Source organism: Nocardioides alpinus (genome assembly GCF_900112035.1).
Classification (GTDB): domain Bacteria; phylum Actinomycetota; class Actinomycetes; order Propionibacteriales; family Nocardioidaceae; genus Nocardioides; species Nocardioides alpinus.
Window position 1 is genome coordinate 20,676 of the sequence record NZ_FOKC01000013.1, and the last position, 12,271, is coordinate 32,946.

Here is a 12,271-nt window from a genome sequence, read left to right on the forward strand (position 1 = left end):
GCCGAACACCCGACCGTCAGTGGTCTGTTCAAACCGCGTGAGACCTAAGTGCATGATCTCCTGCGACGAGTCGACCGCGAATGCGGCGGACAGGTAGTCAGTCGGAACCAAGTCTATGACGACCGGGAGCGGCACATTCAAGCCAATCTGCGCCATATGTCGACCAACAACCTTCAAGTGTTCTTTGACTTGGCCGATCCCGACGACCGCAGAGCTGTCACAGGACTTGCACGAGCCAGAGCGCTGGGTCGAGAACTCGCCGCACCAGCGGCAACCAGTAAGGATCATTGGTTAAAAGACACCAGCCACGGGTACGGGGAAAGCGTCGACGAGTGCACGATAGCTCCGTACCTCCCAACAGGGGGCTCTGCAATCTCCCGATCGCCAAGGACCGGGAGGTCGGCGAAGCTCATCGTGCTGGAAATCTTCCCCTGCCAATCCCTACTCTCGGTTGTCGTAGGTGCCTGACGGCGCCCAAGAAGCTTTGACACATAGCTCACGGAAGAAGGGCGGACGCCCTTCATCGCAATCACAGTCGAGCAATTGGCCAGTTGGCGGGACCACTCGACTTCCGTTCCGAACTGCGACACGTCCTGCAATCCCATGACGACCGACCCGCCGGCGCCTCGAATGACGTCTAAAAGCTGATCGAGTTGGATCCGGCTTGCGTACTTCGGTACCTCGTCGAGGATCCACAGCGTGGATGGGCCGTGGTTCGAGAACCGTTCGAGGGCGCGCATCCGCAGCAGGTTGATGATGATCGACGCGGCCGCCAGCGAACGCTCACCGTCGGACAGCCGGGCACCAACAACAAGGAGCGCTCCTGGCGTCGAAAAGTACGTATCGAATGAGAAGGAGCGCGCGCCGGTGCCGGACAAGGTCGCCCGCAGGGCGGGGTCTGCCATCCAGGAGAGCTTGTTCGCAAGCCCGGAGGTGGCGCGGTGATACTCCGCAGGCGGAAAACTAATGAGGTCAAGAAGTTCGTGCGCCTGTCCGGGCACTGACCGCACGGCCGCCCCTAACGATTTCTGGTCAACGATGAGTCGGAACAGTTGACCGACCTCCGGTGTCTGCGGCGACGACGCAACGAGCACCGACACCAGGCCGCGAAGCCAGCGAAGGTCACGATCTGCGAAGAAGCGATCGTTGCCCGCGAGTGACGCCGGTTCTCCTAGAAGTGCCGTGGCGAACATCGACGCGTCCTGTGTGGTCCGAACCTCACCGAGTGGATTCCATGAGCGCGAGTTCCGAGTTTGAGTGACGTCCCAGTAGAAGAGGCCTTGACGCGGTGGCGTGCCCCACCGTTGCTTCTGAGCCTTGATTTCCTGGAGCAGGTCGCCGCGCACATCGATCGCCAGGACGTTCAGGCCAACTTCGGTGCCGGCCACCAACCACGGCACCAGGACGTTGCGAGTCTTGCCAGAGCCGCTCGGGCCGATCACGGCAGCATGAAGGTTTAGCTCTGCCCACGAGAGTGCGCATGCCTGTGCAGCGCCCTTCTGAGGGTGAACAGACTTGCCTAGCGGGAACTCACCCTGCTCGATGGGCTTCAAGTCTCGAGGTAGTAGAGCCTCCCGATAGTCGAGAAACGTGTTGCGGACGCCCTGGGGCGGAGCATCGCCAGCGACTAGGACGCCAGTGCGACGCGCCAGACGGGAAAGCCCTGGCCCTGGGCTGATGAACGCACGTGGCAGCAGGTTTGCGACGGAACGACTCCCACGCACCATCGCACGACCGCTGGCCCACCAGGCATTCAACCTCGGCCCATCACGTGACAGCGGGTCATCGGTGACGCTTAGTCTCGGGGATGATCTCGTCTGGCTCTCTCAGATCTTGTGCGAGCCGCATAGCTCGCGCCCGCTCGTCGTCCCAGATCCGCTCCTGGTTGTCCGCAAGCTGCTCGACCAAGGCCGAGACGTCCGATGAAGGATGTCTGCTCACGCTCTGCGACTGTGAGACAGCAGGAGCCGTCGTCAGGATGGGGCTCGACTGCGGCGGTACCACCGGGCCGAGGAGGTCGACCACCAACTCGGCAGTCACGATTCCGTCAATCACGCGCTCCCGCGCAGAACGGCACTTCGTCGGATCTTGACTCACGACAACATCTTGACAGGCCCGGGGCGGAGCGAGAGTCGAACAGACGATTTTTCTTGGATTACCTGCGGCAGGGCTGCGGCCCTTGCTTAACTTCGCTACGAGCCTTACAACAACTACGGGGAGAACAATGAACGACGCAGACGTCCGAGACCACGGCGCGCAAGAGGGCGATTTGGTCATGCCGTTCTACATTGTGTGCGACACGTCCGGGTCCATGTCAGGCGACATGGCCAACGTGCATGAAGCGCTGCTGGAGCTGCAGCAGGAGGTGAAGGACACGCCCCTGATCGCGGACCTCACTCAGATCGGGGTCCTAACTTTCAACAGTTCGAGCCAGGTCGCGATCCCTCTCGGGAACCTCGAGTACGCGTCGATCACCCAGTTTGGCGCCGGAGGCGGCACAAACTACGGCGAATCATTCCGCGTGCTGCGCAAGACCATGGATGAGGACTACCAGCGGCTCAAGTCACAGGGCTACAGCGTTTTCCGTCCATGTGCCTTCTTCCTGACTGACGGCGGCCCGACCGATCGCGAATGGGAGAGGGACTTCGCAACGGAGTTCCACTACGACGATGCATCGAAGGCCGGTAACCGCTACTACCCCCGGTTCATCCCGTTTGGTTTCCGCGATGCACGCCTCGACACGCTTTCGAAAATCGCTTACCCCCCGAAGGGTGGACGTGCGTTCGTAGCAAGCAACGGGACCACTGCTGGTCAGGCACTCCGCAGCATCAAGGAGTTCTTAGCCCAAACGATCATCAGCACGGGATTGACCAACGGCTCGGGAGCCCCGCGCCATGTCGTGGCTGAGACGACCGAGGGTTTCAACAGCACCGAGTCACAATACGCAGGGGGAGACGTCTTTTGAGCCCTCTGCCCCGGTCGGGCCATAGGCCCGTCATCGGCAACGCGGGGCAGACGTTTGACCGAATGGGTTTCGGCGGGCCCGTGTCGACAACACGGCCCGATATCGCTCTGACGGAGTGTGAGTTCGACGGCCGCGTGGTCATTGGCGTGAGTTGCCGTGGCCTTCTTCACATTGGTCACGACGTGGTTCGCCAAGATTCCTTTGGCATATTGGCGCTATCGGACGGGCGTCTCGCAGTCATCGTTTGCGACGGAGTCGGCAGTCGGCCCGACTCGCACCACATCGCCGACGCCGCAGTTGAGGCGGCGTCCGCCGCTCTCTCCGAGGGCGTTTCGCCTGACGCTGCAGCACGTCGTGTCAATAATTCGCTCCTCGCTCTCCGGTATCGATGGGACGGAGCCACGACGTTCACACTCGTCGTCCTCGGGAGCGGTGAGTCCAGCGGTGATGTCGAGGTAGTTTGGGTTGGCGACTCACCCTTGATGACACTGTATGCCGGCGAATGGTTTAACCGCACAGATGATGCGTTCACCACACGCGACCAAGACGATCCGGACGTGAGCAAGACCAAGGCGCTGCCATCGCAGGACCCGTCCATTCAGTCGTCAGCATTTAGATTACGCCCCGAAGAGTCCGTTTTCGTCATGAGCGACGGTGTTTCTAAACCCCTACTCGGCGCCGCGGACGTCCGTAGGCAATTGGCTCTGTGGTGGTCCAATGAGACGGACATTTATACGTTTGCTTCTCAGGTCGAATTCGGCCGCAAGACCCACGTCGACGACCGAACAGTGGTTGCGATCTGGCCATCGGCCAGTCTGGAGACAACGATCCCGAGGGCCGACCAGGAGTTGACCGAGCTCGACCTCCGAGTGGAATACGGTGAGGGCGAGTCTGCCGGCGACTCGTCTGAACGTCTTGCGTGCGCTACTCCGGACACGGACGCGGAGGGTGACCTCGCCCGAGCAAGCGCGCAGTCATGAAGCTGTCACAACTAGGTGTCATGACTCCATTGGCCAAGGGCGGTGCAGGCGAAGTTTTTGACCTCGACAGGTCGCCCGACTCGGCTTTCCCGCACATGGTGTACAAGGCGTACCTTCCAGAGGTGCTTGGCACCGATGCCATCAAGTTCGCTGAGCAAGCCGTAGAGTTCCGAGACAGCCTGAGTCCGGCCGATAAGGCCGAGCTCGACGCCTTTTCCGCATGGCCCGTCGACGTGGTGAAGGACGGCCGCACAACAGTCGGCGTCATCATGCCCAGAATCGACCGAGAATTCTTCCACGTTTCGCCCGGAGCCGGTAAAACGATCATCAACGACTTCCAGTGGCTGCTGGTCGATCAAGCAAAACTCCGATCTCGCGGCACACAATTTGACGATCTCAGCTCGTTTGGTGTTCGCCTCAGGCTCTTGGCCAACTTCGTCCATGTTCTCGACTGGCTGCACCGTCGGCGCGTCATTGTTGGCGACATCAGCTTCCGCAACGTCGCCTTTGCGATGAACCCGCCTCGGGTCAAGTTCCTTGATTGTGATGGCTTCGCGTTCGCCCCCGCCTCGGCCACCGCCACCGGTCGAACGACTCCAACCTTCGCCGTACCTGAACTGTCCGGCAATCCGCCGCACCAACGGACGGTCGACGAACAGACCGACATCTACAAGACCGGCCTTGTTGTGCTGAGGTGCATGACACCTGGGCCCGGTGCCACTCAACGTGCCGCGAAGGACATCAGACTCCTCGCCGGACTGGTCCCCGACCAGATTGTGGCTGCGACGGTAGGTGACTGTCTGGCGGTCGATCGTTCGCAGCGCCCGACAGCCGCTTCCCTATATGCCGTACTGCAGAGCCAGTCAGCATCACTGTCCTCTCCGCCGACGATCGCGGCGATCGATGTCGACTCGACCAAGTGTCTTCGTGGAACCGATGTCATCGTTACCTGGGACGTGACCGGCGCAGTCGCTGGGACGCTTCGAGGACCGAGCGGCCTGGACATCACCGTTGACTTCTCCAAGTTCCCGACTGGCATGGCAGTGCCGGCTCAAGCCACGGGGCCCCTCGAGCTAATAGCGACGAACAAGTACGGCAGCACGACAGTCCAGACACCATGGGTGAGGGTTTTCGAGCTCCCCGCCGTGATCATCGACGTCCCCCGTCCACCCAAAATCGGCCCGATCAGCCCATTGGCGCCCCTCGACGAACTACAACGTTCCCTTTCCGGCGTGCGGGTAGAAACGCCAGCGCTGGTGATGCCAGCCCTCAACGCGGCAAATCTCGACCTACCGGTATGGCTGGCACCAGAGGTCCAGAAACTACGGCCTGCTACCGCTTTGGTGGAGTCTTTCGACGGTGTGAGAGACGAGATGCTAGCCGGCGGCCGAGCCCTGTCTGAGCGCCTAGGTCAGGCCCTGCGTCCAGCTCCCCCTCGATCCCGGCGGTGGCGGCGATCCTGAGCTTGCGGGCGAATTCGCGGTGCACTTCAGGATGGTCGTGGATCACCTCGTGTCCCCAATCGTTCCTGAGATAGGCCTCCGGCATGATCGACATGACGTTGCCGGCCAGCACCCAAAGGAGATCCGCGCCCTCCCCCAAACCGCGGACAGCGGCGAGCGTGGACGTGTCGGACGGAGGCACATCTCCTGGAATAACGACGATCGTGGTCTCACCTGCGCCGAGCCCGCCGTACGCCAAGGACTCACTATCACGCCGGATGAGGTCCTTTAGTTCATGGCAGCACTTCACGACATCGAGCACACCACTGCCTTGAAGCTGTGCCGATGCCACGGGCCTAGCAAACAGCGTTGCCGTGACAGCCCCTAGTTCAGTCTGGGAGGCAATGCCGTCGTCACACAGCACTACCCGCGCGGCTGTGTCGCGCAGGCGGTCTGCGGACGACGCCGCGACGAGATCCCTCAGAATCCGATGTTGCCGGCGCTTGAGTCCAGATTCCATGGCATCGCCGAGGATCACGAAGTAGATCAAGCGGATCACGCGAGGGGGACCAGGGGGCGGGAGCGCAGGGGGGCTCGCGCCGTCAGAGCTGCGATCGACTTCGGACACGCCTGCGGGTATGGCGAGAGGGTTGGGAGGATTCGACTTGAACACGTCAGCCGGGGGAACTGTCATCTCAAGGTCTGCCGAATCGCGGCTCGATGTCCGACTGGTAGCGGTTTGAGACACGCCCGTTAGTGCTGTGTCGGCACCCAAAGCAGTTTCGAACTCACCACGGTCACCCTCCCCAGGAGGGTAATCCGCAATCGACGCGGCAACTGACAGGGGCCGCGATGTGTCTTCGATGCTCACCGCGAGTTCAACGAGTGGCGCGACTAAGGGCTGGTCCGGCGCAGTCCCTCGGTCGACCTCTTCCACCGACGTCTCGATCGGCGCGGCAGCACTTGGGTTCGGGAGGGCACTCAGCATGCCCCCCTGATACCTGTCTGCGAGAAGGTCGAGTTCCTTGATGAACGCGACTGTTACCTGCTCGACCTCGGGCCAGCCCTCCGCACCGTCCCTGCGGGCGATCGCGGTTGACCGCACGCCGACCGGTACGTCGGTGGCCTCGAGGCTGGCGATCGCGGGTGCCAGGTAGTCCTCGTCGAAAGACTCCCATGTCATCCGTAGGAACAGGATCTCGAGGTAGGTCGCTGACTGACCGATGGTGGCTAGGCTGAACTCTCGCCGGACCGCCCCAGCGAGCCACGAACTGAGGCTCAGCGGATCGAGGCCACCTGGGAGATCAACCGCCCTCAGTTCAACGAGGTCGTCAAGAATGGGTTGGTCATCCAGCGCAGTTGTCGCGTGCTCCATAAAGGCCATAGGGCGGAGGCCGATGCCAGGGGACAGGACGGCAAGCGTCCAAACCACGTGGTACTGATCACCACCAAACCGAACCTGCGGGACTTCGCTCACGGCTGCCGGCCGGGCACGCTGATGTTGGCCACAACCTGCTTTTGCCATTCCGTCAAGGAAGAATCCATCACCGTGCGCATCGCGTCGGCCACCTTGACGTTTGCCTCCTTCGCCAGCACGATCTCGTGCCCGCGCATGTTCTTCTCTGCTTCGACCATGACGTCAACTTTGTCCTGCTCCACCCTGTTGTTTGCGGCTCGACGCATGCGGGCAGTATCGATGATGCCGAGATCACGCAGCGCGACGGCCTCGTCGTATGCGCTGCGCGGCCCGATTGAAGACAGGATCTTAACGAGGATCGGAAGCAACTCGATTGCCGCGAACAAGGCCCAGAGGAGCTTGTGAGCGAGGTCGAGGAGGGGGTCGGTCTCGGTAACTTCAGAAAGCGCGCGCAGTCGGGCCAGAAGGCCTCGGTTGCCCTCCGCTTCGTTCGCCAGGCCTATTGTAAACGTCTCGAGGTTGGCCTCGGCTACGGCAAGCTGGTCTTCCAGCTTATCGATTTTTGCGGGGGCGTCCTCTTGGAGGGCAGCCAACTGCACCTCGGATGCCGCCCGCTGGCTTCCCTCAGCGCCCGACAGGTCCGATTGAACCCTTGTGATTTCATCTTTGAGGTCCGCTAGCGCCTTCGCCGCGACCTCAGCCTCGGCTTCATACCGGTCGTAATTCCCATTGAAACCTGGCTTGGCCGCACACCGACTAGGGTCGTCCAAGTCCTCGCGTCCACCGCCGTAACCCTCACATTGAACCAAGATGTCAGCTTGCTCTGAAGCATGCTGCACGCCCGGAAGTCTCTCCTGGAGCCTGGTCAACTCGCGCTGGATCGCTTTCACCTCTGCAGACCCCGTCTTGAGCGGGACGACGCCCTCAAGGATGTTGCGCTGCTCGAGGAGTGAGCTGTTCAGGTCGTCGACGGTCTTCTGTTGCGGTGAGTTAGCGACGGTCTCCTTGTTGCTGATCGAGGCGGCGGCGTTGGTCTGGCCGAGCACAAAATCGATGTCGGATTCGAATAGCCGCAGGGTCAAGGGGGTCGAGACGACCGCGCCGATGAGGCAAGCTAGCGCCAAGCGTGGCAAAGCCAGCATCAGAAGTCGGGGAAGGGAGGTAACCCCAGCCATGCTGACGATGAGAACCCGGTCGAGGTTCAGGATCAGGAGCATCCAGCACGCTGCGACAAGCATGGCGGGCAGCCAGTGCACCCGAACAGCGTCGTGCAACGCGAAGTACATCGAGATGCCGGCCACAGACGCGGTCGCGATGAGGACGAGACCCATCTGAGCAAAACGGTTCCGCGCCGACGGCACGGTGTTCGTCAGGACGTCGAGATCCCCGCCGCCTAGCTTCGCTAGGTAATCGGCGCTCGTCATCGTCGCATCGTGCAGGTCACAGCGGTAGCGCTCCCCATTTTGGCTCAATCAACTGCGCTGAGCCTATGTTCGTGCGCCGCTCGGCGCTCAAGAATCGCGAAGTTCTGATGCCTCGAGGAACTCGTGCGATATTCGCCGACCAAACCTCACCTGCTCGCACGCGCCAGCGACCTACAATCCTGCCGAGAATCGGCCACAAAGTTGCCCGCTGGGTAGCTGGCAGTGACTTCATGCGCCCGAGCGCTACTCCGACTCGCTCATTGCGGCACGTGGACTCAACTCTTCGCAATGCGACATCTCGTTGTACGCGGCTATGGCGAGCAGGCCACCGGTGGCGGCGATTGGCTGCTGTACCTCGGCGCCTGGGACATCCTTAGTATGCCCAACGGGATTTACGGGGACCGCGAGCGAAGTCGAGGGGAAGACGGCCAGTGGCACACGAAGATGGCCATACGGACATTCAGGCGGCGCTCTAGGTGTACCCGGCCATCAGGTTGGTAGCAGTCGGCTGATCGGTGGCTTGCCTCCGAGTGCGCTGTGGCGGCGTTCAGTGTTGTAGTGCTCAAGCCAGGGTGCAAGGGCAGCTGCACGCTCGGCGTTGCTGGTGAAGACCTGTCGGTAGGCCCATTCGGTGGCCAGGGTGCGGTTGAGGCGTTCGACCTTTCCGTTCTGCCAGGGGCAGTGGGGTCGGATGAACTTCCGGGTTGCTCCGAGTTCGGCACACACGCGCTTGACCTCTTCGGACTGGCGGTAGGCCAGGGCGTTGTCGGTGATGACTCGTTCGATCTTCGTGATGCCCTTGGTGGCGAAGTAGGCGGCGGCGCGTTCTAGGAAGCCCGCGCAGGTCTTGCCGGTCTCGTCGGGCAGGATCTCGGAGTAGGCCAGCCTGGAGTGGTCGTCGACGAGTGAGTGGACGTAGTCGTAGCCGATTCCGCGGCCGCGGACCTCTTCGCTGCGCCCGTGGGCGCGCCAACCGCCGCCGTCGGGGATGCGTCCGAGTTTCTTGACGTCCATGTGGACCAGCTCGCCTGGCCGTTCACGTTCGTAGCGGACCGCGGTCTGTTTCGAGGACCGGATGACATCACCGGTCATCGGGTCGCACTCACGCAGGTACGGGACGTCGTGGCGTCGCAGGATCCTCGACACCGTCCTTGCGGGCACCCCGACCTTCGGTGCGAGGACGTCGGGACCGTCGCGATGCTCGGCGCGGGCAGCCAGGACTTTCTGCTCGACCTCGTCGCTGGTCTTGGTGGGCATCGTGTGGGGGCGTGAGGAGCGATCATGCAGCCCGGCCAGCCCCTCTTGGTCGAACCGGTCGATCCACTTCTTCACGCACTGGCGCGAGACACCCATCGCTGCGGCGATGTGAGCTTTGGCCATGCCGGCCTGGTGGCGTTGAACGATCAGCAGCCGACCGTGGACAGTGAGTCGGGCATTACCGTGGGACACCAGAACCTCCGGGTTGGAGTGGGCCTTAGACAAGCCACATCCCATCCGGAGGTTCTCGTTCGTTCAACCTGACTCGCTGCTACCAACGTCCTGGCCGGGTACATCTAGACCTAGCACAACGGGCTGCGAGGACTCACCCGCGCCAACCGACTGATCCAGTTCAATGCGCCGAGGATGTCCTCGCTTCTCATCGACTCTCCCCGAGCCCAACCTCGTCTTCTCCGGTCAACTCTGAGGCTGCCCCAGGCTTCATGGGGCGGTCTGAACTCGCGCGAAGGGACGCCCAGGGCCCTTTCCTCCTGTCATCAGTTCCTTCATTCGCCGCGGCCCGATGCAGAACTGGGCCGGTGCCGCGCAATCTCATGGATAGGGCCCGGCAGAGCTCCTCGATCGTGGGGTCGGCGGTGCTGTACTTCGCTTTCGATATGCTGCATTGAAAGGACCTCGGCGACACCCAGATGGTCAATCCGATCCTTCCGGTGCCAGTCACTCCCGTGCCCGACGGCCCGAAGGGTGTGGGCGGATCGCTAAGGGCGAGGACGACGCCGTCGTTAATCCAGCTCTGGCGGGGAGAGCGTCCGCGTGGACTCGTTGCTCTGCACCCGGACGAAGGGGAGTCGAATGCGCCGTTGTCTGAAAGGGCAGAGGACCGCGCTGGGCTCGGCCGAGACGGTCGGGATACCCGTCAGCCTGGGGACCATTTGGGGACAACTCGCTACTTCGATGCAGCACGATACGCGTCGATGAGCGTGGGCCGAGGCGACGATTTGCTGCGCGGGAGCGCGTTTCCTCTCAGAACCTCCTTGTTTACGGATCAGAAGGTTCGAATCCCTACAGGCGCGCAGCGAGTCTCAGCGAGAAGAACCCCACCGGAACGCTTTACCCCGGTGGGGTTCTTCTCATTAACGGCACACACGCGGGCCCCAGGCGAGAGGTCAGGGGCGATGCAGTTCCGCATCGCCTCGCGAGCTCAGGAGGCCTTCATTGCGCGGCCTGTGATCCCAGCGATGAAGAGACCGAACAAGGCGTACGACGCCGCCTTCAGGACCCAGAAGGCCAACGCCAACCACCACCATGTCGGCATCCAGATCTCCGACTGGAAGGAGCCGACCGGGGAGATGGTGATGTCGAGCGCGTAGAGGTACTCCCAGAGACCAGGCGGATCGACAACGTCGGTGCTGTTGGCAAACGCGTCCTTGCTGCTTCGCCAGGCAATCATGGCCAAGGCCGTGGCCACCGCCCATAGTCCCGCCAGCCAGCCCAGTGCACGGAACGGCGAATAGCCGTGACCGATCGTGGACTTGGTGATGATCCGGCCCGCCCTCGACCACACGGACTTCGCCGTCGATCGCTTGTGCCGATCGACGGCCTCGATCCGGAGCCAGCGCCCCTCGTCCTCGCGGCCTTCGCCATCCAGTGCGGAGGCCAAAGCTCTCCATGCCATGAGAGGGAAGGCATCGCCGCCGCCGTTCGGCAGCCAGGCGACCAACCCAGCCGCCTCATCGCTGGAGATTCTCGGGATCGGAGAGGGTTCTGGCCGCTTGTCGAGATTGATCATCTCCAGCGACTCCAACGTCCAGCCGTTCGTGGCATCGATGCGCGGGCTGACCGGACGGTTGTCGTTCCCTGCCACGTGCACGACCAACTGACCGACCTTCGCGTCGGTGAGGTCCACGCCCGAGTCAGGCGACTCACGTGGAAGGACGAACGTGTCCGCAACAGCCTCCCGGGCGTCCACGAACAGTGCCTCGTCCGTGAGTCGGCCCCGCCGGATCCAGCTCGTCACCTGGGCCGAGGCAAGGTCGAGCTCACCTCGAACATTGACGCCGCGGATCGCGATTCCGTGACTGAAGGAGCCCTCAAGTCGAACCGAGCTCTCGAACGATGCCCGATTCAGGTCGACTGCTCCGAACTCCGAGTCTGCAAGGCCGATGATGACCGCATCGCCATCGACCTCGCTGTTGCCGCCACCAACCCTGGCGTCGGACAGGATGACGTCATCCACGTCGACCAGCAGCTGGAGGTACTCCCCGACTGTCGCTCTGCTCAAGAGGATCATCCCCTTGAACGTGCGTCCTTCGTCGGTGCTGTAGCCGAAGTCGACCGCGCAGATGTAGACGTGTCTTCTGACCCGCAGGCCTGTGCCGACCAGTTGGGCCCGCACCGCGCCACCCTCGATGTTGAGCCCACCATTGATCGTGGAGTTGCTCAGGTCCAGGTGTCCAGAAATGGTCACGTTGCCGAGCACCATCTCGGGGAGATGGTGCATGTTGGCCAGGTCGAGGTTGCCTTCGAGCGTGACGCCGGTGAGCCTGAGGCCGCGCGGATCGAGGTACTTCCCCTCGTGGACGACGGCCTCCTCGACGAGCACCGACCGCACGAGCTCCGACGGAATGCTGTCCGAGCTCAGGTCGGCGGCAATGACCTCGGCGCCAGTGCGTAGGGCATGTTGCAGACGGGCACGGTCATCGATCATCAGACGTACCTTCCAGATCGAGCCGACCTCCCCCGTGAAGACCGCTCCGCGAGGATATGTCCAACGGCAACCACGCGCTCCCTTAGTCGAGAACAGCTTGCCGCTTCGACCGACGTCG

At 62.4% G+C, this 12,271-nt stretch carries 7 protein-coding genes; 2 read left to right on the forward strand and 5 right to left on the reverse strand.

What is annotated here, in order from left to right:
* Positions 1-284: 284 nt before the first annotated feature.
* A complete protein-coding gene (locus BM127_RS19170; RefSeq protein WP_091201278.1) occupies positions 285-1,727 on the reverse strand; it encodes a type IV secretory system conjugative DNA transfer family protein in 1,443 nt (480 codons plus the stop codon).
* 497 nt (positions 1,728-2,224) lie between these two features.
* On the opposite strand from BM127_RS19170, the gene BM127_RS19180 reads away from it, so the two are divergent.
* Positions 2,225-2,965 (forward strand): vWA domain-containing protein, encoded by a 741-nt coding sequence (locus BM127_RS19180; protein WP_091201282.1) that lies wholly within the window; start codon positions 2,225-2,227, stop codon positions 2,963-2,965.
* Positions 2,966-3,027: 62 nt separating this feature from the next.
* Positions 3,028-3,945, forward strand: a complete 918-nt coding sequence (locus BM127_RS19185) for a protein phosphatase 2C domain-containing protein (protein ID WP_091201283.1) — start codon at positions 3,028-3,030, stop codon at positions 3,943-3,945.
* Positions 3,946-5,277: 1,332 nt separating this feature from the next.
* On the opposite strand, the gene BM127_RS19190 is transcribed toward BM127_RS19185, so the two are convergent.
* The 4 genes from BM127_RS19190 to BM127_RS19205 form a co-directional block, all read right to left on the reverse strand.
* Positions 5,278-6,864: a hypothetical protein gene (locus BM127_RS19190; protein WP_091201285.1), complete on the reverse strand. Its 1,587-nt coding sequence runs from the start codon at positions 6,862-6,864 to the stop codon at positions 5,278-5,280.
* Positions 6,861-8,228: a DUF4407 domain-containing protein gene (locus tag BM127_RS19195; RefSeq protein WP_091201287.1), complete on the reverse strand. Its 1,368-nt coding sequence runs from the start codon at positions 8,226-8,228 to the stop codon at positions 6,861-6,863. The genes BM127_RS19190 and BM127_RS19195 overlap by 4 nt, the downstream gene beginning before the upstream one ends.
* A 489-nt stretch (positions 8,229-8,717) precedes the next feature.
* Positions 8,718-9,677, reverse strand: a complete 960-nt coding sequence (locus BM127_RS19200) for an IS481 family transposase (protein WP_101228931.1) — start codon at positions 9,675-9,677, stop codon at positions 8,718-8,720.
* Between the two features lie 970 nt (positions 9,678-10,647).
* The gene (locus BM127_RS19205; protein ID WP_091201291.1) at positions 10,648-12,153 is read right to left on the reverse strand and encodes a hypothetical protein; all 1,506 of its coding nucleotides are present in this window, start codon (positions 12,151-12,153) and stop codon (positions 10,648-10,650) included.
* Between the last annotated feature and the right edge of the window lie 118 nt (positions 12,154-12,271).

What these genes read in the sequence shown, in the direction of transcription:
- BM127_RS19170 (WP_091201278.1), bottom strand. Translation starts at nt 1,727, where the DNA reads ATGGTGCGTGGGAGTCGTTCCGTCGCAAACCTGCTGCCACGTGCGTTC.
- BM127_RS19180 (WP_091201282.1), top strand. Translation starts at nt 2,225, where the DNA reads ATGAACGACGCAGACGTCCGAGACCACGGCGCGCAAGAGGGCGATTTG.
- BM127_RS19185 (WP_091201283.1), top strand. Translation starts at nt 3,028, where the DNA reads ATGGGTTTCGGCGGGCCCGTGTCGACAACACGGCCCGATATCGCTCTG.
- BM127_RS19195 (WP_091201287.1), bottom strand. Translation starts at nt 8,228, where the DNA reads ATGACGAGCGCCGATTACCTAGCGAAGCTAGGCGGCGGGGATCTCGAC.
- BM127_RS19205 (WP_091201291.1), bottom strand. Translation starts at nt 12,153, where the DNA reads ATGATCGATGACCGTGCCCGTCTGCAACATGCCCTACGCACTGGCGCC.